Raw genomic sequence first — 26375 nt, 5'->3', positions numbered from 1 at the left:
TGCCCGTCCTGCGGCCCGGCGTGCTGCAGCCCTGCCGGGAGGCCCTGGTCGCCTCAGACACGCAGCCGCAGTCCCTGCGGGGTCGCCGTGAACCCCGCCTCGCGCAGCGCCGACCCGAGCGGGGTCTCGAGCACGAAGTCACCGTCCACCCGCTCCACCGCGAGCTTCCGGAGTCCGCTCCGCACCGTGGCCGCGATCGAGCGCGCGGCGACGGCGAGGTCCGCCGGGTCGTCGGTGAAGGTCAGCACCGACTTGCCCCCGCGCTCGACGTAGACCGCGAGCCGTCCGTCGACGGTCGTCACGAGCGCACCCGCCTTGCGGCCGGGACGGTGCCCGCGGCCGGTGGTCGTCGCGGCGCGTGCCGTGCCCTCGTCCGCACCGTCGGAGCCGGAGCCCGCGCCGGGCCCGGCGTCTGCCGGGGTGTCGTCGGACGGCCAGGGCAGTGCGGCGCCGTACGGGTTGGCGGGATCGGTCGCCGCGAGCGTCAGTGCCTGGCGCTCGCGGTCCGGGTCGGCGCGTTCGTCGTCGTCGAGGTCACGGGCGTACGTGCGGAGACGGTCGACCGTCGGGCTCGTCGCGAACTGCGCCGCCCCGAGCCCCTCGACGAAGTACCCGCGCCGCGCACGCCCCGACTCCTCGAACCGGCTGAGGACCCGGTAGACACCGGCGAACCCGCCGCGGACGCCCTCGACCTGCACCGCGCCGCGCGTCACGACGCCGTACCGCTCGAGCAGCTGCTCCGCGGTCGCGGCTGCGCGCAGCGTCGAGTCGGACTCGGCGAGCGGCAGGATCGACCAGCGACCGCCCACCGACGGCGGACCGGACTGCGACGGCAGCGTCGGACGTCGCCGTCCCCGGTACGCGCGGGCACGGGGTGCGCTGGTGCTCTTCGCCTTGCCGCCGAGCATCGACCGCAGCGGCGCGAACGTGTCGTTCGTGATCTGTCCGGCCCACACGAGGTCCCACAGGGCGGTCGTCAGCGCCTGGTCGTCCGTGCTGCCGACGGCCTGCCCGAGCTGCCGGAAGAAGTACGCACCACCGCCGGCCAGCGCCCCGAGGACGTCGCGCTGCAGCTCGGTGGTCTCGCCGCCGTCGGGCTCGGCCAGGGTCGTCGACGCCGTCTCCGCCAGGTGCAGCCGCACCCACCCGTCGTTGCCCGGCAGCGTCCCGCCGCCGGACCACAGGACCTCACCGGTCGCGGTGAGCTCGTCGAGCATGCTCGTCGAGTAGTCGGTCACACGGGACGGCAGCACGAGGGTCTCCCATGCGCTCGCGGGCAGGGCGACGCCGGCGAGCTGGTCGATGACCTGCAGGACGCCGTCCACGCCGCGCAGACCACCGCGGGTACCGGGGGCCTGGACGTGCTGCCACGCGGGCAGGAACCGGGCGAGGGCGTCCGGCGACACCGGCTCGACCTCGTGCCGCAGGGCCGCGAGCGACTTCGTCCGGATGCGCCGCAGCACCTCGGCGTCGCACCACTCGGCACCCTGGCGGTCCGGACGGAACTCGCCCTCGACCACGCGACGGTCGGCGACCAGGCGGCGCAGGGTGTCCAGCACGACGGCGACGCCGAGTCCGAGGCGCCCGGCGGCCTCCTGCGCGGAGAACGGCCCGTGCGACCGGGCGTACCGGCCGACGAGGTCACCGAGCGGGTCGGCAACCGGCTCGACGAAGGCCGTCGGCACGCCGATCGGGAGCGGGACCCCGAGGGCGTCGCGCAGGCGGGAGGCGTCCTCGATGACCGACCAGCGCGTCGCACCGCCCTGCGTGAACGACAGCACGCGGCGGTCGCGCTCGAGCGTCTCGAGCGCGGTCCGGACGGTGTCGGCCGCGCCGTCGGGGTCGTCGACCCCCGCGTCCGCCACCCAGCTGCGGGCGACGAGCTCGGGCAGCTCGAGGGCACCGACGAGCCGGAGCACGTCGACGAGCCCCTCGGCGTCACGCGCGCGACGGTCGGGAGAGAGCCGCTGCAGGTCACGCTCGACGGACGCGATGACGTCGGGGTCGAGGAGCTCCCGCAGCTCCGCCCGGCCGAGCAGCTCGCCGAGCAGGGTGGAGTCGAGCGACAGGGCCGCCGCGCGACGTTCCGCCAGGGGCGAGTCGCCCTCGTACATGAACGCCGCGACGTAGCCGAACAGGATCGACCGGGCGAACGGGGACGGCTGCTCCGTCTCGCGCTCGACCAGCCGGATGCGACGCTCGGCGATCTGGTCCGAGATCCCGAGCAGCGCCGGCACGTCGTAGACGTCCTGCAGGACCTCGCGCACGGTCTCGAGCACGATCGGGAACGTCGGGTACTCCCGCGCGACCTCGAGCAGCTGCGACGCCCGCTGGCGCTGCTGCCACAGCGGGGACCGCTGCCCGGGGTTCCGGCGGGGCAGGAGCAGTGCCCGCGCCGCGCACTCGCGGAACCGGGCCGCGAAGAGTGCGGACCCGCCGACCTCGTCGGTGACGAGCGCTTCGAGGTCGTCGCGCTCGAACACGAACAGGTCGGCGCCGGGCGGCTCGGCGTCGGTCTCGGGGATCCGGACCACGATGCCGTCGTCGGCCGCCATCGCGTCGCCGTCGATGCCGTGCCGCTCACGCAGCCGGGCGCCGACCGCCAGCGCCCACGGCGCGTGCACCTGCATGCCGTACGGCGAGTGCAGGATGAGTCGCCAGTCGCCGAGTTCGTCGCGGAACCGCTCGACCACGAGCGTGGTGTCGTTCGGGACGTGGCCGGTCGCCGCGCGCTGGTCGCGCAGGAAGGTGAGCAGGTTCGTCACCGCGCGCTCGTCCAGCCCGCCGGCGGCGACGCGGGTGCGGGCGTCGTCGTCGGAGGCGGCGTCCACCTCGCGCACGAACGCCCCCGTGGCGCGTCCGAGCTCGGCGGGGCGCCCGATGCCGTCGCCCTTCCAGAACGGCACGCGGCCGGGTTGTCCGAACGCCGGGCTGACGATCACCCGGTCGTGCGTGATCTCCTCGATGCGCCAGCTCGTGGCGCCGAGCGCGAAGACGTCGCCGACGCGGGACTCGTAGACCATCTCCTCGTCGAGCTCGCCGACGCGGCTGGCCTTCTCGCCCACCATGAACACGCCGAACATGCCGCGGTCGGGGATCGTGCCGCCGCTCGTCACCGCGAGCCGCTGCGCACCCGGACGCCCGGTGAGGGTGCCGTGCACGCGGTCCCACACCAGGCGCGGTCGGAGTTCGGCGAACTCGTCGCTGGGGTAGCGACCGGTCACCAGGTCGAGCGTCGCCTCGAACGCCGAGCGCGGCAGCGAGCTGAACGGGGCGCTCCGGCGGACGAGCTCGAACCAGTGCTCGACCTCGACGGTGTCGACGGACCCCGCGGCGACGGTGTGCTGCGCGAGGACGTCGAGGGGGTTCGCGGGCACCGAGATCGACTCGATCTGCCCGGAGACCATGCGCTCGACGGTGACCGCGCTGTTCACCAGGTCGGCGCGGTGCTTCGGGAAGAGCACGCCACGGGAGATCTCGCCGACCTGGTGCCCGGCGCGACCGACGCGCTGCAGACCGCTCGCCACGGACGGCGGCGCCTCGACCTGCACGACGAGGTCGACCTCGCCCATGTCGATGCCGAGCTCGAGCGAGCTCGTGGCGACGACGCAGCGGAGCCGACCGGACTTCAGGTCGTCCTCGATGATCGCCCGCTGGTCCTTCGACACGGAACCGTGGTGGGCGCGTGCGAGCACGGGCACCGTCGGGTCGGAGCCGCCGCCCTCGGTCTGCCCGGACGGCCCGATCAGCTGGGCCGGTGGACGCTTCGGTTGCGCCACCGGTGCGTGCGCGGACGCCCGGCCGGGGGACTGGGTCACCGGGGCCGCTGCGGCGACCGCGTCGACCGTCGCAGGGGCCTCGACGGCCGCGAGCACGCGCTCCTCGTGGATCTCGTTGAGCCGGGCGGTGAGTCGTTCGGCGAGCCGCCGCGAGTTCGCGAACACGATCGTCGAGCGGTGCTCCTCGATGAGGTCGACGACCCGTTCCTCGACGTGGGGCCAGATCGAGCCGTTCGTCGGGGACTCGGTGGCGTCCGCGCCGACCGGCGGGGCACCGAGCTCGGTCATGTCGTCGACCGGTACCACCACGCGCAGGTCGAAGGTCTTCTGCGCCGGCGGGGCGATGATCGAGACCGGCGCGCGGCCGCCGAGGAACCGCGCGACCTCTTCTGCCGGGCGGACCGTCGCGGACAGGCCGATGCGCTGCACGGGCTTCTCGAGCAGGTCGTCGAGCCGCTCGAGCGACACCGCCAGGTGCGCCCCGCGCTTCGTCGACGCGACCGCGTGGACCTCGTCCACGATGACCGTGTCGACGTTCACCAGGGTCTCGCGTGCCTGCGATGTCAGCATGAGGTACAGCGACTCGGGCGTGGTGATGAGGATGTCCGGGGGCTGCCGGAGCAGCCGCTGCCGGTCGGACGAGGGGGTGTCGCCGCTCCGGACGCCCACCGTGACCTCGGGCGGTTCCGTCCCGAGCCGCCGGGCGGTCTGCGTGATGCCGACGAGCGGGCTCCGCAGGTTCCGCTCGACGTCGACGCCGAGTGCCTTGAGCGGCGAGACGTACAGCACGCGGGTCCGTTGCTTCGCGGGCGGACGGTCGGTCGCGCTGATCAACCGGTCGATCGACCACAGGAACGACGCCAGGGTCTTGCCGGAGCCCGTCGGGGCGATCACGAGGGCGTGCTGTCCGGTGGAGATCGCGTCCCAGGCACCGGCCTGGGCGGCGGTGGGTGCGGGGAACGCGCCACGGAACCACTCCGCGGTCGCGGGGGAGAAGCGCTCGAGGACGTCCGTCATGGTCCGTCCCATCCTGCCCGTCGCCACCGACAGCGGGCCGGGTGGCGGACCTGCTTGACATCACGACCAATAGCGATCTATCGTTGAGCCATCGCGATAGGGACAGGATCGATCGCGAGCGCACTTCACCACCGACAGGAAGGAGTCATCATGCGCCCCTCGTACGATGACCTCGACAGCACCACGCCCCGCCGCGGCCCCCGCGGCACCGGGCCGCGCGGCCCCCGCTTCGGCGGCGCGCGGCAGCACCACGGTCACGGCTTCCCCGGCCGCGACCGTGGCGACCACGACCACGGCGGACGCGGCGGCTTCGGCCCCGGGTTCGGCGGTCGCGGCTTCGGCCCCGGGTTCGGGCCCGGATTCGGCGGCGGTCCCGGCCGCGAACGCCGTCGTCGCGGCGACGTCCGCCTCGCGATCCTCGGCCTGCTCGCCGAGGGTCCGCAGAACGGCTACGCCGTGATCAAGACCATCGCCGAACGCACGGACGGCGCCTGGAAGCCGAGCCCCGGCTCGGTCTACCCGACGTTCCAGCAGCTCGTCGACGAGGACCTCGTCGTCTCGACCGGCGACGGCCGCAAGACGCTCTTCGAGCTCACCGACGCCGGCCGTGCCGAGGCCGAGGCGAAGGCGGACGAGATCGCCACCGCGTTCGCGGCCGCACCGGGCATGCCCGACACGCAGCGCGAGTTCGTCGAGGCCCTCCGCAAGGCCATGGGGGTGCTCCACATGTACCGCACCAGTGCCTCCGACGAGCAGACGAAGGCCGCGACGGCGAAGGTCGACCAGCTCCGCAAGGACCTGCTGCAGATCCTCGCCGAGTAGCGGCGAGCGGTCCGCGCGACCCGGCGACGGACGGGAGGCGCGTGGCGGGCCCGGCACGCGCCTCCCGTCCGCCAGTCGGTCACCCGGACTCCTCCGCGAACGCGACGGTCTGCCGCATGCCGTCCGCGGCGGACCGTCGCCGTCGCGTACCCGTCGTGGGTCCGTTCGTCAGGACGCGCCGGCGAACGCGGCGACGTCGGCGAGCTCCTCGGCGGAGACCGCGTGCGGCAGACCGGCGTACGACGATGTCCGCATCGATCACGTGGACGACGCTGGCGATCCCCGTCGACCGCGCCTTCCGCCGAACTCGCCGGGGCGACTGGTAGACACGGTGCATGGCCTCGCTGCGCACCCCCGATCCCGACTCCGGCTGGCTGTCCGACGAGGAACTCGCGAACATCCGTCGTCGGCTGCCCATCTGCTACGTCGAGGCACTCCCCGTCCGCACCGACGGCCTCGGTGTCGTGACCGAGGTCGGCGTGCTGCTCCGTGTCGCGCCGAGCGGCTCGATCGCCCGCACGCTCGTCTCCGGTCGGGTGATGTTCGGCGAGTCGATCCGGACCGCGCTCTTCCGGCACCTGGAGAAGGACCTCGGCCCGATGGCCTTCCCGCAGCTCCCCGCGAGCCCGACGCCCTTCACCGTCGCCGAGTACTTCCCGCTGCCCGGTGCCTCGGTGTACACCGATGAGCGGCAGCACGCGATCTCGCTGGCCTACGTCGTCCCGGTGACCGGCACCTGCGACCCGCGCCAGGACGCCCTCGAGCTGACGTGGATGAGCCCGATCGAGGCAGCCTCCGACGCCGTCGCCGAGGAGATGGAGGGCGGCCGCGGCGCACTTCTGCGGGCCGGTCTCGCGTCGGTCGGCGCGCTGCACTGACCCGCGGTCCGTCCCGAGCACGACGAAGCCCCCGGAACCGTGTGGTTCCGGGGGCTTCGCAGCTCGGTCGTGGACCGGCTTCAGTGCTTCTCGTCGCGGAGGCTGTCCGCGACGCCGTGCGCCGCGTCCTTCACGTCGTCGACACCCTGCTTGGCCGACGCCTTGGCCTGGTCGGTCTGACCCTCGGCCTTCAGCTTGTCGTTGCCGGTCAGGTTGCCGACACCCTCCTTGACCTTGCCGACGAGCTTCTCGCCGGTGTGGTTCTCTTCGCTGCCAGCCATGTGGTCTCCTTCCGACGACGGACGATTCCCCGTCGGCCGCTCACGCGACCGTCGGTGCAGGAGAACCTACGCGCAGGTCGCCCCATCGCTCCCACTGGACGTCCAGGTTCCCGAACGTGGACGCGGAAGCGACAGATCCCCGCCGGACTTCGACGGGGATCTGTCGCTCTCGCGCACCACTCAGCGATGAGCGGGCGGGAGTGGGAGGTCAGTGGCGGTCGGCCGCACCCGCCGGGCGCGAGACGCGACGCGAGCCCTGCCGACGACGCGCACCACCGGACTCACCGGCACCGCTGCGGCCGGCCGCGTAGCCACCCTCGGACGACCAGACCGGCGCCGACCCACCGCGCACGACGTCGCTCGAGGCTCGACGGCTGCCACCGGAGCGGCGCTGCCCACCCGCGGCGGTACCCGCACCCGCGGCGGTACCCGCACCCGCGCCGGCACCCTGGCCACCGCGACGCTGCCCGCCGCCGGCCTGCTCGGCGCGACCACCACGACGCCCACCGGTGGACCCGGTGGCGGGGGCGGCCTGTGCGGACTGCCCCGCGCCTCCCGAACGGCCACCGCGACCACGGCGGCGACCGGCGGTGTCACCCGCGGACTCGGCAGCACGCGGCTGCCGCTGGCGCTGCTGCTGGGCGGGCTGCTCCGGGGCCACGTGGCGGATCGGGGCGACCTCGCCGACGAGCTCGGTGACGGCCGGCGAGGTCGCGGTGACCTGCTGCGGGGTGACCTTGATCGCCGCGGCACGCATCATCTGTGCGACGTCGCGGCGCTCGGCCGGCAGCGTCACGGTGACGACGTCGCCCGACGAACCGGCACGCGCGGTGCGGCCCGAGCGGTGCAGGTACGCCTTGTGCTCGGTCGGCGGGTCGACGTGCACGACGAGCTCGACGTGGTCGACGTGCACGCCACGGGCGGCGACGTCGGTGGCGACGAGCACGAGGGCCTCGCCGGACGAGAACTTCGCGAGGTTGCGCTCCCGGGCGCCCTGCGACAGGTTGCCCTGCAGGTCGACCGCCGGGATGCCCTGGCTGGTGAGCTGCTTCGCCAGGCGCTTCGCGTGGTGCTTCGTGCGCATGAACAGGATGCGACGGCCGGTGCCCGAGGCGAGGACGCGGACGAGGTCCTTCTTGGCGTCGGCGTCGGCGACCTCGAACAGGTGGTGCGTCATGGCCTCGACCGGGCTGGTCTCGTCGTCGACCGAGTGCATCACCGGGTCGTGCAGGAACTTCTTGACGAGCTTGTCCACGCCGTTGTCGAGCGTGGCCGAGAACAGCAGGCGCTGGCCCTGCTCCGGCGTCGCCTGCATGATCTTCGTCACGCCGGGCAGGAAGCCCATGTCGGCCATGTGGTCGGCCTCGTCGAGGACGGTGACCTCGATGTCGCCGAGGCTCACGTGCCCCTGCTGCATGAGGTCGGCGAGGCGACCCGGGCAGGCGACGACCACGTCGACACCGCCGCGGAGCGCGTCGACCTGCCGACCCTGGCCGACACCGCCGAAGATCGTCGTGGTGTTGAGCCCCATCGACTTCGCGAGCGGCGCGAGGGTCGCGTCGATCTGGGTCGCGAGCTCACGGGTCGGTGCGAGCACGAGGGCGCGCGGGCGACCGGCGCGGCGGGGACGGCGGCTCGCGGCGAGACGGGCGGCCAGCGGGATCGCGAACGCGATCGTCTTGCCGGAGCCGGTGCGGCCGCGGCCGAGCACGTCCTTGCCCTGCAGGGAGTCGGGCAGCGTGTCGGCCTGGATCGGGAACGCGGTCTCCTTGCCCTGCTGGGCGAGGGACTGGACCATCGGCGCCGGGACGCCGAGGTCGGAGAAACGGATGTCGGAAGGAGTGGCGGTCATCGTGACCTTTCGAGCCGGCACGTGCCGGCCGTGGGCGCGCTCGGGTTCGGCGCGCGGGCGGGACCCCGCGTCAGCGGTGCTGACACGGTCGCCGCAGCAGAGAGCCTGGCACCGGATGGTGGTGCGCGATCATCGACCGGATGAGGGTCGGGAGTCGGGGGCGTCCGTACGACGCACGAGGCGATCGGCGCCTCGAGTACCCCCAGCATAGCGTGCGACCCCCGGATCACGGCAGGAGCGTTCGCCGACCGCGTGCGATGATCCCGTGGTGCGCACCCGTTCCGTCCTGCTGACCACCGCGATCGCCCTGGTGGTCGTCCTCGGCAGCGCCGGGTGTGCCGACGCAGCGGCGCCCGCGGCGACACGCGCCGCGTCGACCGAGACCTACCGGAACCTGCCCACGGCGGGGCGTCCGGACTACCAGCTCGGCGGTGGCTACACACCTGCGAGCGGCGTGACGATCGTCGAACGGGACAGCACCGACCGCCCGGCCGCCGGCACGTACTCGGTCTGCTACGTCAACGGCTTCCAGACACAGCCGGGGGCGCTCGCCGGGTGGGAGCGCCGCGCGCCGTCGGCACTCCTGCGCGACGGCTCCGGGAAGCTCGTCGCCGACCCGGGCTGGCCGGACGAGGTGCTCCTCGACACCCGGACCGCCGCGAAGCGCGCCGCGATCACGAAGGAGCTCACGACGTCGGTCGCGCGGTGCGCCGACCGCGGGTTCGACGCCGTCGAGTTCGACAACCTCGACTCGTGGACGCGGTCCGGCGGACGCCTGACCCGCTCCGGGAACCTCGCGCTCGCGGCGTCGCTCGTCCGGATCGGGCACGAGCGCGGTCTCGCCGTCGGGCAGAAGAACACGCCGCAGCTCGGGAAGGCCGGTCGGCAGTCGACGGGCTTCGACTTCGTCGTCGCCGAGGAGTGCGTGCAGTACGACGAGTGCGCGGCCTACACGGCGGTCTACGGGGAGCGCGTGGTCGACATCGAGTACTCCGACACCCTCGGCCGCTCGTGGGCGTCGGTGTGCGGGCTGCGGGACCGTCCCGCGATGACGATCCTGCGGGACCGCGACCTGGTCACCCCGGACGACGACGCGTACGTCTTCGAGCACTGCTGACGGCGCGACGGTCGGCCGGGAGGCACCGGTCGCCTCGCCCACGCCCCTCGCCCGGGTGCGGGTGGGCGCCTCAGGCGGGCCAGGCCTCGCGGAGCGCGGTCGCCGCCTGGTCGGCGGACAGCCCCGCCTCGTGGGCCGCGACCGCCAGGGCACGAGCCGCCTCGGCGACCGCGTCGGGCACCGCTGCCGGCCGGATCACCCGGGTACCGGCACCGCGAGCGGTGTGCACGAGCCCTGCCTCCTCGAGCAGCTGGTACGCCTTCGCGACCGTCCCGGTCGCGAGCCCGAGCTCCTCGGCGAGGGCACGCACGCTCGGCAGGCGCTCGCCGTCCACCAGGTAGCCGGCGGCGATCTGCGCCGCGATCTGCGAACGCACCTGCTCGAACGGCGGCACCCGGCCGCCGGCGTCGAGTGCCACGAGTCCCGTCATGCGATCCACCCTTGCGTCCTGTCCGTCCCGTGTCCGTCGTGCGTGCGTGGTGTCAGAAGTCGTACTGCTCGCCGACCGGGATCGGCACGGCGACGGTGTTGCCCGGCGGGGCGAGCGGGCAGGCCCACGCCGGGTCGTACGCGCACGAGGGGTTGTACGCGAAGTTGAAGTCGAGGACGAGCTCGCCGTCGTCGCCCCCGAGGTCCGCACCCTTGATCGTGTCGAGCAGGTACCGGCCGCCGCCGTACGTGCCGCGGGCCCTGCCGGCGCTGGCGTCCTTCACCGGCACGAAGATGCCACCCGCGTACCCGCCGTGCGACCACACGTCGAGCGTGCCGATGCCCGGCAGTCGGACGACGCCGAGCCGGTCGAAGTGCACGGTGCCGTCGGTGCCGGTCTCGACGTCCATCGCCCGGGGCTCCGCCGGCTCGACGCGGGCGCGGAAGCGCCACTCGGGGTCGTAGTCCGGCACCGGCAGCGCCTCGAAGTCGCGGGCGTCCTCGTCGAGCAGCGGACTCGCCGGGTGTTCGCCGAACATCGCGTCGCGGGTCTCGCGCCACATCGCGTGCGCGGTCTCGGGATCGGCCGTCGCCCGCACCCGCCGGTACAGGTCGAACGTCATCCGCCGCCAGTCCACGGTGGCGAGCGTGCTGTGCACGCGGTCCTGGGCCCTCGGCTCCTGCGTCTGGCTCACGGTGTGAGGGTACGCCCGGCGGCTCCGGACCCGCCAGCGACCGGCCGTCGCTGTGGATGAGTGCCTGCGAGCCGTCCGGTGGTGCCCCTGGCAGACTGGGCGGGTAGCGACCGACGAGGGGACGGGCGACGTGATCAGAGGAACGACGACCCGGCGGACCGCCGCCCGACGGACGGCGGCTGGAGGGACGGCGCCACGGGTCGCGAGCACGATCGCCTCGTGCGCGACGGGTCTGGCGCTCGTGACGGTGCTGGCCGGGTGCACTGCCTCGGCCTCGGCGAACCGGACGGTGTCGCCCCCGCGGTTCGAGAGCGCGGTGGCCGACGCCCTCGAGCGCGAGGTGGGTCAGCGTCCGCTGGTCGACTGCGGTGTGGACCCGATCGACCTGGTCGAGGGGAACACCGTGCACTGCGAGATCGGCGCCGAGGGTGACGCGACCGTGTACGACTCCGCCGTCGAGGTGCGCGACGTCGACGGCTCGGACTACGCCGTCCACGTGCAGGTGGACGAGCAGCCGAAGTCCTGACGGACGGCGCGCGTCAGCTGCCGGGACGTCGCCAGGACGGGGCGAGCTGCCGCATCCGCAGTGCCCGCCACTGCCAGATGACCCACATGCCCGGCCACAGCGCGGCGCCGAGGAGCGCCGGGCGCATCCGGTAGGTCAGGCGGTCGAGCAGCAGGGTCCGGCCGTCCCCGAGGTCGACGGTGGCCATCCGGTGCCGCATCGTCATGCGCCCGAACAGTCCCGAGGCCCCGCCGCCGTCGTCACGCTGCACCGGGACGCCGTCGACCTCGTACAGGTGGATGTCCACGTGGGTGTCACCGCTCGGCACGACGCCGAACGCGTCCGCCGTGATCGGGTGCGGCACCCCGGGGGTCCAGCGCTCCGGCAGGCCCTCGGGCGACCGCGAGCGGTAGACGAGGAACGGCTTCGTGACCGCGACCATCACGGACGGCGACAGCAGGGCGTCACGGACGGCGTCGACGGGGGCGTCGAGGACGATGCGGAGACCGACGTGCATGCGCCGGACCGTACGCGGACGTGCTGTGCGGTCCGTGCCGTGTGGGGGACGGCGGGACGGCTCAGGCGTGCCGGGCCGCGCGACGGCGGGCACCCTCGGCGCGGTCGCGGGTGCGGAGCCGTCCGGTGAGCGCGAGACGCACGGTCGGCCACTCGGCCGCGGTGATCGAGAAGACCACGGTGTCGCGGAGCGTGCCGTCGCGACCGATCGAGTGGCTGCGGAGGACGCCGTCCTGCTTCGCGCCGAGCGACGCGATGGCCGCGCGCGACTGGTGGTTGTGCCAGTGCGTCCGGAACTCCACCGCGATGCACGTCCACGCGTCGAAGGCGTGCGACAGCAGGAGCATCTTCGCCTCGGTGTTGATGCCGGTGCGCTGGGCGGCGCGAGCGAGGAAGGTGTACCCGATCTCGACGCGACGGTTCGCCGTGTCGATGTTCGCGAACGTCGTGGCACCGACCACCCGTCCGGTCGGGCGGTCGCGGATCGCGAACGGCACCATCCGGCCCGCCTCGTGCTCGCCGAGCCGGCGCTCGATCTCGGCGTCCACCCGGTCGGGGGCGGGCACCGAGGTGTACCAGGTGCGCCAGAGGTCCCCGTCCGACACCGCCGCCCGCAGGTCGTCCGCGTGCTCGGCCGCCAGGGGCTCGAGGGTGACGCGGTCGCCGGTCAGGGTGGGGACGGTGGCGATCTCCATGATCACCGATCCTACGGTCGCGAGAGCGTCGGGAGGGCCGCCCGGACCGCACCTGTGGAGACGGACAGGCACCCGGCCGGAGTTCGGCGGGGGTGCGCCGCGGCTATCGTGGTCCGGTGGCAGCACGCACCCAGGAGCAGTACCAGGTCCGGTTCGCGTGGGGGAGTGCGGGTGCGTCCCGCATCGCGCACGACACCCACCTCGTCGTGTGGGTCGACGTGCTGCCGGACGCGCACGACGCGGCCCGCGGTGCCGACCCCGTGTCGCGCGGGCGGGCGGCGGCCGCCCTGCTGCCGGACGGTCCGGAGGTCGTGCTCGGCCACCTCGGCAACGCGACGGCCGTCGCGGAGCGGGTGACGGGCCTCCAGGCCGCACGCGGGGACCGTTGCGTCGTCGCGGTCGTCGCCGCCGGACGTGCGACGGACGGTGCCGGTGCCGTGGCGGACGCGGCGGGCGAGCCGGTCGACACTGCGGAGGTGCCGGAGCAGGCCGTCGAGGACCTGCTCGCGGCCGGCGCGGTCGTCGATGCGCTCGTGTCGGTCGGCATCGACCACACGTCGCCCGAGGCGGCCGTCGCCTGCGCCGCCTGGACCGGGCTCCGGCGCGCGGCGAAGCACCTGGTCAGCGCGGCCGAGGGTGCCGCCGACCTGGACCGCGGGACGGTCCAGGCGGCGCTCGCCGCGGGGCCCGACCTGGTCGTCCTGCGGGAATCGAGCGCGCCGGCGTAGCGTTCCCGAACGCAGGCGCCGCCAGGGCGCCGCTGATCGCAAGGAGCACACGTCATGAAGGCAGTCGTCGGCGACACCGTGATCGCGGAGGCCCCGCAGGAGGACCTCGTCCAGATCGAGGGCAACTGGTACTTCCCGCCGGCCAGCGTGAAGCCGGAGTACTTCTCGGAGAGCGACACCCAGTACCACTGCCCGTGGAAGGGCGACACGCAGTACTACACCGTCACGGTCGACGGTCAGGAACTGCCGGACCGCGCGTGGTCCTACCCGACGCCCATCCCGTCGTCGTTCGACCGGGTCGGCAAGGACTACTCGGGCTACTACGCCTTCTGGAAGGACGTCCGCGTCGTCGACTGACGACGGACCCCGTCGGCTCAGCCGGCCACCGTCAGCACCACGAGCGCCACGTTGAGGGCGACGATCACCAGCGCGATGACCCCCGCCACGACGCGGGTGGTCATCGCGTTGACGTCTGCGCCCATGATGCTGCGGCGCGACGTGTAGACGACGAGCGGCACGATCGCGAAGGCGATGCCGAAGCTCAGCACGACCTGGCTGAGGACGAGCAGCGTCGTCGGGTCGGCCCCGAACGCCAGCAGCGCGACGGCGGGCAGCAGCGTCACGAGGCGGCGCACCACGACCGGGATGCGGACGTGCAGCAGGCCGTGCATGATCTCCGCGCCGGCCATGCAGCCGACCGACGTCGAGGCGAGTCCGGACGCGAGCAGCCCGACCGCGAACAGGACACCGACGACGGGGCCGACGTTCGCCTCGATCGCGGCCTGCGCGCCGGGGATCGTGTCGGTCCCGGCGACCCCGGGCAGCGTCGCGGCGGCGAGCACGAGCATGCAGACGTTCACGCCGCCGGCCACGACGAGCGCGAGGGCGACGTCCCACCGCGTCGCGACGAGCACCCGGCGGCGTTCCGGGCCCGCCGGGACGTCGCCGTGCCGGTCGCGTGCGAGTGCCGAGTGGAGGTAGACGGCGTGGGGCATGACCGTCGCGCCGAGCATCGACGCGGCGAGGAGTACCGACTGCGCGCCCTCGAAGCGGGGGACGAGCCCGCTGACGAGCTCGCCCGGTGAGACCTGCGCGAAGAGGAGCCCGGCGCAGAAGCCGACCGTGAGGATCGCGAGCATCGTGGTCACGACGGCCTCGAACGTGCGGGTGCCGCGGCGGCTGTGCAGCAGCAGGATCGCCATCGAGACCACGCCGGTGAGCACGCCGCCGGCGACGAGCGGCAGGCCGAAGAGCAGGTGCAGGGCGAGTGCGCCGCCGATGACCTCGGCGACGTCGGTCGCGGCGGCCACCACCTCGGCCTGCGCCCAGAAGAGCAGCCGCGGGGTCCGTCGCATGCGCAGCCCCAGGTGCTCCGGCAGCGACCGGCCGGTGACCACGCCGAGCTTCGCCGAGAGGTACTGCACGACGACGGCGCTCGCGTTCGCGGCGACGAGCACCCAGAGCAACAGGTACCCGTACTGCGCGCCCGCGGTGAGGTTCGCCGCGACGTTCCCGGGGTCGACGTAGGCGATCGCGGCGACGAAGGCCGGGCCGAGCAGGGTGAGGCCGGCGGCGCGGCGACGCGGTCCACCGGCTCCCGGTGCGCCGCCCCGGATCGCAGCTGCGTCGGCACGACGGGGGTCGGTGCCGTCGGCGGGGCGTCCGGAGCGGGCACGTCGAGCGGCGGCGGTGTCGGTCATGTCCTCAGCATGCCAGGATTCGGCGAGCCGAATCCACAGGTTCGGTGAACGTCGAACGCTCCCCCGGTCGCGGCACGTCCCACGCGGGCGCTCCGCCCACGTCCCACGCAGACGCTCCGCCCTCGGTCCGCGCTCAGGCGGCAGCACGGCGGGCGCGGTGCGCGCGCACCTTGGCCCGGTTGCCGCAGCGCTGCATCGAGCACCAGCGACGCGTGCCCCCGCGCGACGAGTCGTAGAACACGAGCCCGCAGTCCTCCGCCGAGCACCGGCTGAGCCGCGTCGGCTGCCCGTCCGCCGCGACGTCGTCGAAGCCGACCTCGGTGAAGAGCGCGACCGCGTCCCGCGCCACGCTGGACAGCGCCTGCGCCAGCCGGACCCGGTTCGCCCCCGCCCGACGTCGGCCGCCCGGCAGGCTCGGTGGCACGTCGGGCAGCGCCGCGAAGAGGTTCACCGTGTCGATGTCGTCCGGTGCCGGGCGGGTGCGTCCGGTGCCCGCGCGCAGTCCCGCCGCGACGGCGGTCCGTGCGGCCGCGTCCGCGGACCCGACGGGGGCCGGGGCGGCCGCCACCGCGAGCCTGCCGATCGCGGCCCGGAGCGCACGGGCGTCCTGCAGCTCGCGGGCGGTCGCGCCGACGTCGATCGGCTCGGTGTGGTCGCCGAGCCACTCGTCCAGGTCGGCCGGGGTCACGAGGAGCTCACCGAGGCGGGCGCGCGGACGTCGGGCGTCCGGGTCGTCGGCGAACCCACCGGTGTGGGCGAAGTCCAGGGCGATCCGGCCGGCGTCGAAGAACCACGACGACCCGCTGTCCGTCCGGATGTGCTGCCCCGTGTGCATCCGTCCAGGCTAACGGTTCCCCGGCGCGCCTCCCCGGGGCCCGTGGATCATGCGGTAGCCGCCCGCCGCTCCCACGTGATGAGGTTCCGGCCGTCGAAGCGTCGCGAGCACCGCGCGCACGCCAACGGTCGCGTGGGCGTGCGGTAGCGGAAGTGCTCGTGGCCGGCCGGACAGGTGCCGACCCACGGTGCGAGCTCCGACGCGATGGGCCCGTCGTACAGGCGGGACCCGGTGTACCCGATGCCCGCGGCGGTCCGACGCCACGCGGGCCCGTGCCCGGCACGGGGGCCTGCCAGCGCGTGCGCGACCTCGTGGAGCAGCACCTGCTCGACGTCGTCCTCGGACACCCGGGCGGCGATGTGCCGGCTCACCGTGATCCGACGTCGTCCGAAGTCGCACTGGCCCGCCCGGGTCTTCGCGTGGTCGAACGCGAACGTCCAGCCGCCCGGACCCAGGTGCACGGTCAACAGGTGCTCGGCGCGGACCCGGACCCGCTCGAGCGTCGCGGCCGCGGGGTGCGTCGTCACCGCGCGTCGGGGTCCTGCTCGTCGCGCGGTGCCTGGCCCTTCTGCGCCGCTCGTGCGGCGATGCGCCCCCACAGGTCGTCGGCCTCGGTGCGTGCGGCGTCCGGGGCCCCGAGCACCCGGCGGCGGACCGGCGGGACCTGCTTCACCGGCTCGGCGACGCGGGTGGTCGGCTCGTCGTCCTCGGCGCGGCGCGCGGCGACCTCGCGGGCGGTGCGGGGCTTGTCCTCGGCGGCCCTCGGCTGCGACACCGATGCGCGGAGTGCCGCCTCGACCGCGGTGCGCAGCGCCTCGGTGCGCTCCGAGGGAGCACCGGCCTGCCGGAACGCCTGGTAGGCGCGGGAGAGCGCGGAACGGGCCTCCTCGAAGCGCGACAGCTCGAACAGCGACCAGCCCTCGAGCTCGGCGGCGGCGCCCTCGAGCTCGGGCCACTCCTCGGTGCGTGCCGTGTCACGGGCCATGGCGGCCTCGGTCGCGGCGCGCTCGTACCGACCGAGGTCGTGCAGCACGTGGGCGCGACGGATGCGCGCGGCGACCTTGTCCGAGCGTTCGCCGGTGAACATGGTCAGGCGGAAGACCTCCTCCGCGACGACGAGCGACTCGTCGAGACGGCCGAGCAGGCGGAGGAGCTCGGCGCGCTCGGCGAGGGCGTCGGTGCTCCGGCTCTGGCCGAGGTCGCGCAGCCGCTGCTGCACGGCGTCGGCATCGACGGCCGGGCGCAGGCTGATCGGCGCGAAGGTGCTCCCCGGGCTCACACCGGCAGTGGGTGCGGAGCCGACCGGCGTGGAGTCGCCCGGTGCGGCGTGACGGGGTTCCCGAGCGCGGTCGGCGCGGTCGGGCTGCTGGCTGTCGTCGGGCGGGAGGGACATCGGTTCGAGGGTAACCGTGGGCTCCCGTGAGCGGGCGGTGCCACGCGCACGGGGGGCGTGAAGCGTGTCGGGGTGGACGCGGAACGGCCCGCCCCGCTGCAGCGGGACGGGCCGTTCACCGGGCGGGCGGACGCTCAGGACGCGCCGTTCACCGCCGCTGCGGCAGCCACGCCGATGTAGGTCACGAAGGTCGCGATGGTGGCGACGACCGCCAGGACGATCGCGAAGACGCCCCAGCCGCGACCCCGCTTGGTCACGGCGGCGATGATGCCCTGCACGAGTGCCCACAGGCCGAGGATCGCGGCGATGCCGGCCACGACCGCACCGACGCCGAGCTGACCCATCACGGCCGGGTCGTTCATGAGCTGCTGCTGCAACTGCTGCTGCTGCTCGGCCGAGGCACCGCCACCCTGCGCGATGTCGCTGAGGGCGTTGCTGTTCGCCAGGGCGTTCCCCATCAGGTAGCCGCCGACCACGCCGAGCACGAGCGACGCGAGTCCGAGCACGAAGGCGACGACGCCGACGGTCTTCTTCTTGCGCTTCGGCTCCTCGTAGGACTGCCACGCGGGGCTGCCGGCGCTCGCCGGAGCCGAGGACGCCGCGTACGGCTGGTGGGAGCCCTGGTGCTCACCCCACGTCGGGGAGTCCTGTCGGCCGTCGTGCTGCCCGTACTGGTCCTGCTGGTGCCCGTGGTGCTGCCCGTACTGCGGCTGCTGCCCGTACTGGTCGCGCTCCCCGTACTGCGGCTGGCCCTGGTGCTGCTCGCCGTACTGCGGTGCCGAGCCCGGTGCCGGGTCCACGCGCTCGCCGTAGCGCGGTGCGTCGTGCTGGTCGTGCCGCGGCGCGCTGCCCCAGACCGGCGCGCTGCCGTCGCCCGTCCGGTCCTCGTTGCTCCGGTCGTCGTTCGTCATCAGGGGACTCCCTCGGTCGGTCGCGCGGTCGCGCGGTCGTTGTCCCCCATCCTGGCAGCCGGATGCCCGACGTGTTCAGGGGGACACGGGACTCCTGTACCCGTCCGCGGCCGGGAGGCGCGGTGGCGGACCGGCACGGCGCCTCCCGGCCGGAGGTGGTCGCGACCCGACCGCCGGCTCAGCCGCCGAAGACGCTGCGGTTCGGCTCGGGGGACGCGACCGCGGTCGCGTCGGTGACGATCGCCGCCCCCGCCGTGAAGGCGCGGAGCTCCTGCCCGTGCACCACCTTCGCCGGCATCGGGTCCGACGAGTACCGCCGGGGCATGTCGGCCACCGGCAGGTCCGCCTTCGACCCGAGCAGCACGATGTTGCCGAAGCGTCGGCCCTTCAGCATCCCCGTGTCGGCGACCGCGGCGACCGACGGCAGCACGGCCTGCAGCGTCGACGCCTGACCGCGGGCGAACGCCAGCCCGGCGCCGTCCGCGACGTTCACCGCGACGATGCCGGTGGGGGAGAGGAACTCGGCGACGGACCGGTAGAACTCGACGCTCGTCACGTGCGCCGGGATCTGCGATCCGCCGAACACGTCGACGACCACCAGGTCGACGGTGCCGCGGAGTCCGGCGGGCAGCTTGCCGAGGACCTCGCGCGCGTCGCCGTACCGCACCCGGATCGATGCGCCGCGGGGGAACGGCAGGACCGCGCGGACGTGGTCGACGAGGTCCCGCTCGAGCTCGACCACCTGCTGCCGGGAGCCCGGGCGGGTGACGGCGACGTAGCGGGGCAGCGTGAGTGCGCCCGCTCCCAGGTGGAGCGCGGTGACCGGCCCCTCGGGCAGCAGGTCGATCGCGTGCCCGATCCGCCGGATGTACTCGAAGGCCAGGTGCGTGGGGTCCTCGAGGTCGACGTGCGACTGCGGGGTGCCGTCGACCACGAGCGTGAACGAACCGGGGCGGTGCCGGTCCGGCTCCACGGCTGCCCAGCCCGCACCGATCCGGAACCCGTCGAACGCATCAGCCATGCCCCCAATGGAACACCACCCCGCATCCCCACCCGGACCACCACCCGCGGGTGGTGGGCACGGCGGACCCCGCTCGCGAGGCTGGGAGCACCGGTCGGGGACCCCCGTCGGACACCCCGTCGGGAAGGCACACCATGACCGCCCAGCTCCTCACGAACACCGTCGTCGGACTCCTCCTCGTCGGGCTCCTGGCGTACCGCCAGGCGACCTGGCGGGCCCTCGACCCGACGCGGGTGTGGCGCGCCCCGCTCGTCCTCGGCGTGGTCGGGGTGGTGGTGCTCGCGCGGTCGGCCGTCACCGTGACGACGCTCGACGTGCTCTTCCTGGGCATCGAGGCCCTGCTCGCGGTCGCTGTCGGGCTCGCGATGGGGTCGATGACCCGGTTCCGGACGGCTGCGACCCCGGACGACCACGGACGGACGCTGCAGGCCCGGACCGGGTGGGTGGGCGCCGGGCTGTGGCTGCTCCTGGTCGCCGTCCGTGTCGGGCTGGACGTCGTCGGCGGTCACCTCGGCGCGCACCTGCTCACCTCGACGGGCGCGATCCTGCTCGTCCTGGCGCTGAACCGGGCAGCACGGGCCCTGGTCGTCGACCAGCGGATGCCGCGCGCCACCAGCGGCATGATGGTCCGGTGAGCAGCAGCCCTGGACCCGTCAGGACCGCTGCCGCACTGCCCGGGGCGGTGCGGGTGCGGTCCGGCTCCGCGGTCACCCGTGCGCTGAACGTCCTCGGGATCGTCGTGGTCGCGTACTGGTCCGTCCGCACCGCGACCGCCGTCGACGCGCCCGTCTGGGTGTGGGTCACGGGGGCCGTGGCGCTCGCCGCGTGGGTGCTCCGCGTCGCCGCCCGCTCGGAGCGCGTGCTGCTCGTCGCGGCCGGGGTCATGGTCGTCGCCGGCGCCGCCGTCGTCGTCCCGACGGTGACCGTGGTGGTCGCCGTGCCGCTCGTGGGCGTCGTCGTCCTCGGCGCGAGCGCACTGCTGCCCACGTGGACAGGCCCCGTCGCCGCGACCGTGGCACTGGTCGAGGTCGCGGGCACCGCAGTGCCGGCCGGCGCACCGGTGACGCTCGTGCTCGGCATCGGCGGCGGTCTGCTCCTGGCGGCCGTGGTCGGGTTCAGCCGCCACCAGGCCCGCCTGGTCGAGGACCGCACCCTGCAGGCCGAGGTCGAGCAGCAGCGCGCCGAGCTGCTGGCGGACCGGTCCCGGACGGCCCGTGAGGTCCACGACGTCCTCGCCCACTCGCTCGGCGGACTCGTCCTGCAACTCGACGCGGTCGAGGCCCTGCTCGAGGCGGGTCGCGTCGAGGAGGCCACGCGGCGCGCAGGCGCGGCAAGGGCCCTCGCGGCGTCGGGGCTCGCCGAGGCCCGACGCGCCGTGCACGCGCTGCGGGACGACACCGTCGGACCCGTCGGGCCGCCCGTGGACCTGACCGGTCTGGTGGACGCGCACCGTGCGTTCGGCGGGACGGTCACGACGCACGGTGACCTGGCGCTCACCGCCGTCGACGCGGCGCACCGCGACGTCGTGGTCGCGGCCGGCCGGGAGGCCCTGAGCAACGCGCGCAGGCATGCTCCGGGCCGCCCCGTGGTGCTGTCCGTCGACCAGGAGGACGCCGCGGTCCGGGTCACCGTGACCAACCCCCTCGATGCGACCGCGGACCCGGCGGCCACCGCCTCGGGCGCCGCTCGTGGACACGGCACCGACGGGATGCGGGAGCGGTTCGCGGAGCTCGGCGACGACTCGTCCGTCACCGCCGGTGCCGTGGAAGGGTCCTTCGTGGTGACCATGCGGGTACCGACGCCGTCCGGAGAGCCGGGGGTGCGGCGGTGACGATCCGGGTGCTCGTGGTGGACGACCAGGCGATCGTGCGGGACGGCCTGGTGACCGTGCTGTCGCTCGTGCCCGACCTCGAGGTCGTCGGCGAGGCCGCGGACGGTGCCGAGGCGATCGCGATGGTGGAGGGCGACCCGCCGGACGTCGTGCTCATGGACCTGCGGATGCCGGGGACGGACGGCCCGACCGCCACGGCGGCGATCACGGCCACGCACCCGGAGGTCGCAGTGCTCGTGCTCACGACCTACGCCGACGACGAGTCGATCGTCGGCGCGCTCCGAGCCGGAGCACGCGGGTACCTGACGAAGGACGCCGGCCGGGCCGAGGTCACCACCGCGGTGCGCGCCGTCGCCTCGGGCCAGACCACGTTCGACGCGCAGGTCGGGGCCCGGCTCGTCGCGCAGCTCGGCGCCGCCCCGGTGGCGTCGGAGCACCCGACAGCCCCCGCGGTCCGCGACCGCTTCCCGGAGCTCACCCCGCGCGAGGCCGACGTGCTCGAGCGGATCGCGGCCGGTCGGACGAACCCGGAGATCGCCGCCGAGCTGTTCCTGACGGTCCCGACCGTGAAGTCCTACGTGAACCAGGTGTTCGCCAAGCTGGGCGTGCGGTCCCGGTCGGAGGCCGTGGCCCGCGTCCTGCGCTGACGCAGCGTCCCCTCCGCGTACGACCAGCCGACGTCAAGGGACACGACGTACCGTTCACCTCGTCGTCACCCGACAGGTGTCGAGCACCGCGCCCTGCGAGGCCGTGGTGTTCCGCCGGTCCGGGTGACCACGACGTGGACCGGCACGACCACGCGCGACCCCCACCGCGCCCGGGTGCCCCGCACGTCGTCGGCGCGCCCAGCGGTGCGCCGCCCTCCGGCGTGCGACGGCGCACCCCACCACGCGTGCGCCGATCCCCGATCCGTGCGGCACGCGGCAGCACCCGACTCCCCCAGGAGACCCGCGATGACCGACACCCTCAGCGTCCCCACCCTCCGACCCGCCCGCACCGCGACCGCGGCGGGCCGCTCCGCCCGTCCGCACCGCGCCTCCCGTCCGGTGACCGCGGACGGTGAGCGCGCGCCGCTCTGGATGCGCGTGCTCGGTGCCGCGCTCCTGCTCGGCGGCGGCGTGCTCACCGCGGCCGTGCTCGGATGGCCCGGGGACGCACCAGAGGTCGCCCTGCTCGTGCCCGGTGTGGTCGCGCTCGTCGCCGGCGCGCTGCTGCTGCTCGCCCGGACCGGGATCGCGGTGACCGAGACCGACGTCGTCCTGCGCTTCCGGCCGCTGCCCGCACGACGCATCGCGCGCCGACGCATCGCCGACGTCGCCGTGGTCGAGGCGGACGCCCGCACGTACGGCGGGGTCGGACTGCGGCTCGGGCGGGGCGTCCGCGCGCTCATCCTGACGCCCGGCCGGGGCGTGCGCATCACGGACGACCGCGGTCGCGTCACCTTCGTGCGGACCGAGCACCCGGAGCAGGTGCTGCACGCGCTCGCGGCCTGACACGCGCCGACCGGGGCCCGGCGGCAGGGAATGCGGCGGCGGTCCGCGTGCTTATACACGCCATCGCCGAATCCGGTCAAGCCAGGACTGGACAGCGCAGGCCAGGGCGACCTATGATGACAGTTCGCGCTCCCTGGCATCCGTGTGTCGTCATATTGCGGTCGAACACGCGCCCTGGTGAAGCCGGTCCCGTATATGGCGGCGGGTCCCGCTCACCGATCATCCCACAGGTCCTCGACGGTCGTGTCCGTCGTGCGTTCCGTGTCGGTGGTCCCGGGGTCGCGCCGAGCGATCAATCCACTCACCTACGTGCTGCTCGTCAGTACCGGCCCGACGGGGCCTACCGGAGGTCACACCCTTGGCTGCTGCGCCCAACGCATCCACCAACCCCAAGAACGGTCGCAACCACTCGCGACTCTCGTTCGCCAAGATCACGGACACCCTCACGGTGCCGGATCTGCTCGCCCTCCAGACGGAGAGCTTCGACTGGCTCGTCGGCAACGACGTCTGGAAGGCCCGCCTCGCCGAAGGACAGGAGCAGGGTCGCACCGACCTCGCCCTGCACTCCGGCCTCGAGGAGATCTTCGAGGAGATCTCCCCGATCGAGGACCTCGGCGAGACCATGCAGCTCTCGTTCACGTCCCCGGAGCTCGAGGACCCGAAGTACTCCATCGACGAGTGCAAGGAGCGTGGCAAGACCTACGCCGCGCCGCTGTACGTCAACGCCGAGTTCATGAACCACATGACCGGTGAGATCAAGACGCAGACCGTCTTCATGGGCGACTTCCCGCTCATGACCGAGCGCGGCACGTTCATCATCAACGGCACCGAGCGCGTCGTCGTCTCGCAGCTCGTCCGCTCGCCGGGCGTGTACTTCGAGCGTGCGCAGGAGAAGACGTCCGACAAGGACATCTACTCCGCTCGCGTCATCCCCTCGCGTGGTGCCTGGCTCGAGTTCGAGATCGACAAGCGCGACCAGGTGGGCGTGCGCATCGACCGCAAGCGCAAGCAGTCCGTGACCGTCTTCCTCAAGGCCCTCGGCCTGACGAGCGAGGAGATCATGGAGGAGTTCCAGGGCTTCGCCTCGATCGAGTCGACCCTCGAGAAGGACGCCGTCCTCACGAAGGAAGAGGCGCTCAAGGACATCTACCGCAAGCTGCGTCCGGGCGAGCAGGTCGCCGCCGAGGCCGCGCGTGCGCTCCTCGACAACTTCTACTTCAACCCGAAGCGCTACGACCTCGCCAAGGTGGGTCGCTACAAGCTGAACCGCAAGCTCGGCATCGACGCGCAGCTCTCGGACTCGGTGCTGACCGTGCAGGACATCGTCCGCACCATCAAGTACCTCGTCTCGCTCCACGCCGAGAAGACGACGCTCGACGGTGTCCGTGACGGCGAGCCCGTCCAGCTGCGCCTCGACGTGGACGACATCGACCACTTCGGCAACCGTCGCATCCGCGCCGTCGGCGAGCTCATCCAGAACCAGGTCCGCACGGGTCTGTCCCGCATGGAGCGCGTCGTCCGCGAGCGCATGACCACGCAGGACATCGAGGCGATCACCCCGCAGACCCTGATCAACGTGCGACCCGTCGTCGCCGCGATCAAGGAGTTCTTCGGCACCTCGCAGCTGTCGCAGTTCATGGACCAGAACAACCCGCTCGCGGGTCTGACGCACAAGCGTCGCCTGTCGGCCCTCGGCCCGGGTGGTCTGTCCCGTGAGCGTGCCGGCGTCGAGGTCCGTGACGTCCACCCGTCGCACTACGGCCGCATGTGCCCGATCGAGACCCCGGAAGGCCCGAACATCGGCCTGATCGGCTCGCTCGCGTCGTTCGGTCGGATCAACTCGTTCGGCTTCATCGAGACGCCGTACCGCCGCGTCGTGAACGGTCAGGTCACCACGACCATCGACTACCTCACGGCATCGGAGGAGGACGACTTCGTCGTCGCCCAGGCCAACGCGCCGCTGACCGACGACTTCCACTTCCAGGACGACAAGGTGCTCGTCCGGAAGAAGGGCGGCGAGGTCGAGCTCGTCGGCAAGGACGAGGTCGACTACATGGACGTCTCGCCGCGCCAGATGGTGTCGGTCGCGACCTCGCTCATCCCGTTCCTCGAGCACGACGACGCGAACCGCGCCCTCATGGGTGCGAACATGCAGCGTCAGGCCGTCCCGCTGCTCCGTTCCGAGTCGCCGCTCGTCGGCACCGGCATGGAGGGCTACACCGCCATCGACGCCGGTGACGTCGTCACCGCCGACAAGGCCGGTGTGGTCTCCGAGGTCTCGGCTGACGCCGTGACCCTGCAGCTCGACGAGGGCGGCACGCAGACCTACTACCTGCGCAAGTTCGACCGCTCGAACCAGGGCACGAGCTACAACCACCGCGTCATCGTCTCCGCAGGCGAGCGCGTGGAGCAGGGCGAGGTCATCGCCGACGGCCCCGCGACGGAGAACGGCGAGCTCGCGCTCGGCAAGAACCTCCTCGTCGCGTTCATGCCGTGGGAGGGCTACAACTACGAGGACGCGATGATCCTGTCGCAGAACCTCGTGAAGGACGACACGCTCTCCTCGATCCACATCGAGGAGTACGAGGTCGACGCCCGCGACACGAAGCTCGGCAAGGAGGAGATCACCCGCGACCTCCCGAACGTCAGCCCGGACCTCCTGGCAGACCTCGACGAGCGCGGCATCATCCGCATCGGCGCCGAGGTCCGCCCCGGCGACATCCTGGTCGGCAAGGTCACGCCGAAGGGTGAGACCGAGCTCTCCGCCGAGGAGCGCCTGCTCCGCGCGATCTTCAACGAGAAGTCGCGCGAGGTGCGCGACACCTCGCTGAAGGTGCCCCACGGTGAAGAGGGCACGATCATCGGCGTCAAGGTCTTCGACGCGCAGGACGGCGACGACGAGCTCGGCTCGGGCGTCAACCAGCGCGTGGTCGTCTACATCGCCCAGAAGCGCAAGATCACCGCGGGTGACAAGCTCGCCGGTCGTCACGGCAACAAGGGCGTCATCTCGACGATCCTGCCGGTCGAGGACATGCCGTTCCTCGCGGACGGCACCCCGGTCGACATCGTGCTCAACCCGCTCGGCGTCCCCGGCCGCATGAACTTCGGCCAGGTCCTCGAGATCCACCTCGGGTGGCTCGCGAAGCAGGGCTGGAACGTCGAGGGCATCCAGGAGTGGGCATCCGCCCTCCCCGAGGCCGCCCGTCACGCGGAGCCCGGCACGAAGGTCGCCACCCCGGTGTTCGACGGTGCGTACGAGCGCGAGATCGAGGGTCTCCTCGACAGCACGCTCCCGAACCGCGACGGCGAGCGCCTGATCGGTTCGTCCGGCAAGGCGCAGCTCTTCGACGGCCGCTCCGGCGAGCCGTTCCCGGAGCCCGTCTCGGTCGGCTACATGTACATCCTCAAGCTGCACCACCTGGTCGACGACAAGATCCACGCCCGTTCGACCGGTCCGTACTCGATGATCACGCAGCAGCCGCTGGGTGGTAAGGCGCAGTTCGGTGGACAGCGGTTCGGTGAGATGGAGGTGTGGGCGCTCGAGGCGTACGGCGCCGCCTACGCCCTCCAGGAGCTCCTGACGATCAAGTCCGACGACATCCTCGGCCGCGTGAAGGTCTACGAGGCGATCGTCAAGGGCGAGAACATCCAGGAGCCCGGCATCCCCGAGTCGTTCAAGGTCCTCATGAAGGAGATGCAGTCGCTCTGCCTGAACGTCGAGGTCCTCTCGGCCGACGGCCAGGCGGTCAGCCTGCGCGACACGGACGACGAGGTCTTCCGTGCCGCTGAAGAGCTCGGCATCAACATCTCCTCGCGGTTTGAGTCGTCGTCCGTCGACGACATCTGAGCCGGCCCGTACCGAACACGTTTCGAACTC

At 73.2% G+C, this 26375-nt stretch carries 24 protein-coding genes; 11 read left to right on the top strand and 13 right to left on the bottom strand.

Features of this window, described 5'->3' with window-relative positions; genetic code table 11:
* Positions 1 to 53: 53 nt before the first annotated feature.
* Entirely contained in the window at positions 54 to 4796 is a 4743-nt protein-coding gene (locus DEJ22_RS14900; protein WP_111227360.1) for an ATP-dependent helicase, read from the bottom strand.
* Positions 4797 to 4946: 150 nt separating this feature from the next.
* On the opposite strand from DEJ22_RS14900, the gene DEJ22_RS14895 reads away from it, so the two are divergent.
* On the top strand, positions 4947 to 5618 hold the full coding sequence (locus DEJ22_RS14895; RefSeq protein ID WP_111227361.1) for a PadR family transcriptional regulator: 672 nt from the start codon (positions 4947 to 4949) through the stop codon (positions 5616 to 5618).
* A gap of 335 nt (positions 5619 to 5953) precedes the next feature.
* Positions 5954 to 6496 (top strand): NUDIX hydrolase family protein, encoded by a 543-nt coding sequence (locus tag DEJ22_RS14890; protein WP_111227362.1) that lies wholly within the window; start codon positions 5954 to 5956, stop codon positions 6494 to 6496.
* An 80-nt stretch (positions 6497 to 6576) separates the two neighbouring features.
* On the opposite strand, the gene DEJ22_RS14885 is transcribed toward DEJ22_RS14890, so the two are convergent.
* Together DEJ22_RS14885 and DEJ22_RS14880 are read right to left on the bottom strand one after the other, a co-directional pair.
* Complete coding sequence (locus tag DEJ22_RS14885) at positions 6577 to 6777, bottom strand: CsbD family protein (RefSeq protein ID WP_022903197.1); 201 nt, start codon at positions 6775 to 6777, stop codon at positions 6577 to 6579.
* Positions 6778 to 6985: 208 nt separating this feature from the next.
* Positions 6986 to 8629, bottom strand: coding sequence for a DEAD/DEAH box helicase (locus DEJ22_RS14880; protein ID WP_111227363.1), 1644 nt, complete (start codon positions 8627 to 8629; stop codon positions 6986 to 6988).
* 268 nt (positions 8630 to 8897) lie between these two features.
* On the opposite strand from DEJ22_RS14880, the gene DEJ22_RS14875 reads away from it, so the two are divergent.
* Positions 8898 to 9746, top strand: a complete 849-nt coding sequence (locus DEJ22_RS14875; RefSeq protein WP_111227457.1) for an endo alpha-1,4 polygalactosaminidase — start codon at positions 8898 to 8900, stop codon at positions 9744 to 9746.
* A 70-nt stretch (positions 9747 to 9816) separates the two neighbouring features.
* On the opposite strand, the gene DEJ22_RS14870 is transcribed toward DEJ22_RS14875, so the two are convergent.
* Together DEJ22_RS14870 and DEJ22_RS14865 are read right to left on the bottom strand one after the other, a co-directional pair.
* A complete protein-coding gene (locus tag DEJ22_RS14870) occupies positions 9817 to 10176 on the bottom strand; it encodes a GntR family transcriptional regulator (protein WP_258379633.1) in 360 nt (119 codons plus the stop codon).
* A 52-nt stretch (positions 10177 to 10228) separates the two neighbouring features.
* Entirely contained in the window at positions 10229 to 10870 is a 642-nt protein-coding gene (locus DEJ22_RS14865; protein ID WP_502861973.1) for a DUF1684 domain-containing protein, read from the bottom strand.
* Between the two features lie 130 nt (positions 10871 to 11000).
* Between DEJ22_RS14865 and DEJ22_RS14860 the strand changes: the two genes are divergently transcribed.
* Positions 11001 to 11396, top strand: a complete 396-nt coding sequence (locus tag DEJ22_RS14860; protein ID WP_181430836.1) for a DUF4333 domain-containing protein — start codon at positions 11001 to 11003, stop codon at positions 11394 to 11396.
* 13 nt (positions 11397 to 11409) lie between these two features.
* Here the strand turns inward: DEJ22_RS14860 and DEJ22_RS14855 are convergent, their stop codons facing one another.
* On the bottom strand, positions 11410 to 11892 hold the full coding sequence (locus DEJ22_RS14855) for a hypothetical protein (RefSeq protein WP_111227366.1): 483 nt from the start codon (positions 11890 to 11892) through the stop codon (positions 11410 to 11412).
* Positions 11893 to 11953: 61 nt separating this feature from the next.
* Positions 11954 to 12586 carry a GNAT family N-acetyltransferase gene (locus DEJ22_RS14850; RefSeq protein WP_111227459.1) on the bottom strand — a complete coding sequence of 211 codons (633 nt, stop codon included), beginning with the start codon at positions 12584 to 12586 and terminating at the stop codon, positions 11954 to 11956.
* A gap of 116 nt (positions 12587 to 12702) precedes the next feature.
* On the opposite strand from DEJ22_RS14850, the gene DEJ22_RS14845 reads away from it, so the two are divergent.
* Both DEJ22_RS14845 and DEJ22_RS14840 read left to right on the top strand, forming a co-directional pair.
* Positions 12703 to 13314, top strand: coding sequence for a hypothetical protein (locus DEJ22_RS14845; protein ID WP_111227367.1), 612 nt, complete (start codon positions 12703 to 12705; stop codon positions 13312 to 13314).
* 54 nt (positions 13315 to 13368) lie between these two features.
* Entirely contained in the window at positions 13369 to 13671 is a 303-nt protein-coding gene (locus tag DEJ22_RS14840) for a DUF427 domain-containing protein (protein WP_111227368.1), read from the top strand.
* Between the two features lie 17 nt (positions 13672 to 13688).
* On the opposite strand, the gene DEJ22_RS14835 is transcribed toward DEJ22_RS14840, so the two are convergent.
* From DEJ22_RS14835 to DEJ22_RS14810, 6 genes are all read right to left on the bottom strand, one after another.
* On the bottom strand, positions 13689 to 15014 hold the full coding sequence (locus tag DEJ22_RS14835) for an Nramp family divalent metal transporter (protein WP_111227369.1): 1326 nt from the start codon (positions 15012 to 15014) through the stop codon (positions 13689 to 13691).
* A gap of 133 nt (positions 15015 to 15147) precedes the next feature.
* Positions 15148 to 15849 carry a CGNR zinc finger domain-containing protein gene (locus DEJ22_RS14830; RefSeq protein ID WP_111227370.1) on the bottom strand — a complete coding sequence of 234 codons (702 nt, stop codon included), beginning with the start codon at positions 15847 to 15849 and terminating at the stop codon, positions 15148 to 15150.
* Positions 15850 to 15896: 47 nt separating this feature from the next.
* Complete coding sequence (locus DEJ22_RS14825) at positions 15897 to 16376, bottom strand: SprT-like domain-containing protein (RefSeq protein ID WP_111227371.1); 480 nt, start codon at positions 16374 to 16376, stop codon at positions 15897 to 15899.
* Complete coding sequence (locus DEJ22_RS14820; RefSeq protein ID WP_111227372.1) at positions 16373 to 17242, bottom strand: hypothetical protein; 870 nt, start codon at positions 17240 to 17242, stop codon at positions 16373 to 16375. The genes DEJ22_RS14825 and DEJ22_RS14820 overlap by 4 nt, the downstream gene beginning before the upstream one ends.
* Positions 17243 to 17376: 134 nt before the next feature.
* Positions 17377 to 18153 (bottom strand): phage holin family protein, encoded by a 777-nt coding sequence (locus DEJ22_RS14815; RefSeq protein ID WP_111227373.1) that lies wholly within the window; start codon positions 18151 to 18153, stop codon positions 17377 to 17379.
* A gap of 178 nt (positions 18154 to 18331) precedes the next feature.
* Positions 18332 to 19174: a spermidine synthase gene (locus tag DEJ22_RS14810; RefSeq protein WP_111227374.1), complete on the bottom strand. Its 843-nt coding sequence runs from the start codon at positions 19172 to 19174 to the stop codon at positions 18332 to 18334.
* Positions 19175 to 19308: 134 nt separating this feature from the next.
* On the opposite strand from DEJ22_RS14810, the gene DEJ22_RS14805 reads away from it, so the two are divergent.
* The 5 genes from DEJ22_RS14805 to rpoB all read left to right on the top strand — a co-directional run bounded on the left by DEJ22_RS14805 (position 19309) and on the right by rpoB (position 26345).
* Positions 19309 to 19809: a hypothetical protein gene (locus tag DEJ22_RS14805; protein WP_111227375.1), complete on the top strand. Its 501-nt coding sequence runs from the start codon at positions 19309 to 19311 to the stop codon at positions 19807 to 19809.
* Positions 19806 to 21005, top strand: coding sequence for a sensor histidine kinase (locus DEJ22_RS14800; RefSeq protein WP_146241766.1), 1200 nt, complete (start codon positions 19806 to 19808; stop codon positions 21003 to 21005). Before DEJ22_RS14805 ends, DEJ22_RS14800 begins: the two co-directional genes overlap by 4 nt.
* Positions 21002 to 21652, top strand: coding sequence for a response regulator (locus tag DEJ22_RS14795; RefSeq protein WP_111227377.1), 651 nt, complete (start codon positions 21002 to 21004; stop codon positions 21650 to 21652). The genes DEJ22_RS14800 and DEJ22_RS14795 overlap by 4 nt, the downstream gene beginning before the upstream one ends.
* A 306-nt stretch (positions 21653 to 21958) precedes the next feature.
* Entirely contained in the window at positions 21959 to 22498 is a 540-nt protein-coding gene (locus DEJ22_RS14790) for a hypothetical protein (RefSeq protein WP_111227378.1), read from the top strand.
* 358 nt (positions 22499 to 22856) lie between these two features.
* Positions 22857 to 26345 carry a DNA-directed RNA polymerase subunit beta gene (gene rpoB / locus DEJ22_RS14785; protein WP_111227379.1) on the top strand — a complete coding sequence of 1163 codons (3489 nt, stop codon included), beginning with the start codon at positions 22857 to 22859 and terminating at the stop codon, positions 26343 to 26345.
* The last annotated feature ends 30 nt before the right edge of the window (positions 26346 to 26375 follow it).

This window comes from Curtobacterium sp. MCSS17_007, assembly GCF_003234175.2.
Lineage (GTDB): Bacteria > Actinomycetota > Actinomycetes > Actinomycetales > Microbacteriaceae > Curtobacterium.
The sequence above is the reverse complement of the archived record's forward strand: the minus strand, read 5'-3'. Positions and strand labels throughout refer to the sequence as shown.

What these genes read in the sequence shown, in the direction of transcription:
- DEJ22_RS14900 (WP_111227360.1), bottom strand. Translation starts at nt 4,796, where the DNA reads ATGACGGACGTCCTCGAGCGCTTCTCCCCCGCGACCGCGGAGTGGTTC.
- DEJ22_RS14895 (WP_111227361.1), top strand. Translation starts at nt 4,947, where the DNA reads ATGCGCCCCTCGTACGATGACCTCGACAGCACCACGCCCCGCCGCGGC.
- DEJ22_RS14890 (WP_111227362.1), top strand. Translation starts at nt 5,954, where the DNA reads ATGGCCTCGCTGCGCACCCCCGATCCCGACTCCGGCTGGCTGTCCGAC.
- DEJ22_RS14885 (WP_022903197.1), bottom strand. Translation starts at nt 6,777, where the DNA reads ATGGCTGGCAGCGAAGAGAACCACACCGGCGAGAAGCTCGTCGGCAAG.
- DEJ22_RS14880 (WP_111227363.1), bottom strand. Translation starts at nt 8,629, where the DNA reads ATGACCGCCACTCCTTCCGACATCCGTTTCTCCGACCTCGGCGTCCCG.
- DEJ22_RS14870 (WP_258379633.1), bottom strand. Translation starts at nt 10,176, where the DNA reads ATGACGGGACTCGTGGCACTCGACGCCGGCGGCCGGGTGCCGCCGTTC.
- DEJ22_RS14855 (WP_111227366.1), bottom strand. Translation starts at nt 11,892, where the DNA reads ATGCACGTCGGTCTCCGCATCGTCCTCGACGCCCCCGTCGACGCCGTC.
- DEJ22_RS14850 (WP_111227459.1), bottom strand. Translation starts at nt 12,586, where the DNA reads ATGGAGATCGCCACCGTCCCCACCCTGACCGGCGACCGCGTCACCCTC.
- DEJ22_RS14840 (WP_111227368.1), top strand. Translation starts at nt 13,369, where the DNA reads ATGAAGGCAGTCGTCGGCGACACCGTGATCGCGGAGGCCCCGCAGGAG.
- DEJ22_RS14835 (WP_111227369.1), bottom strand. Translation starts at nt 15,014, where the DNA reads ATGACCGACACCGCCGCCGCTCGACGTGCCCGCTCCGGACGCCCCGCC.
- DEJ22_RS14830 (WP_111227370.1), bottom strand. Translation starts at nt 15,849, where the DNA reads ATGCACACGGGGCAGCACATCCGGACGGACAGCGGGTCGTCGTGGTTC.
- DEJ22_RS14820 (WP_111227372.1), bottom strand. Translation starts at nt 17,242, where the DNA reads ATGTCCCTCCCGCCCGACGACAGCCAGCAGCCCGACCGCGCCGACCGC.
- DEJ22_RS14815 (WP_111227373.1), bottom strand. Translation starts at nt 18,153, where the DNA reads ATGACGAACGACGACCGGAGCAACGAGGACCGGACGGGCGACGGCAGC.
- DEJ22_RS14810 (WP_111227374.1), bottom strand. Translation starts at nt 19,174, where the DNA reads ATGGCTGATGCGTTCGACGGGTTCCGGATCGGTGCGGGCTGGGCAGCC.
- DEJ22_RS14805 (WP_111227375.1), top strand. Translation starts at nt 19,309, where the DNA reads ATGACCGCCCAGCTCCTCACGAACACCGTCGTCGGACTCCTCCTCGTC.
- DEJ22_RS14790 (WP_111227378.1), top strand. Translation starts at nt 21,959, where the DNA reads ATGACCGACACCCTCAGCGTCCCCACCCTCCGACCCGCCCGCACCGCG.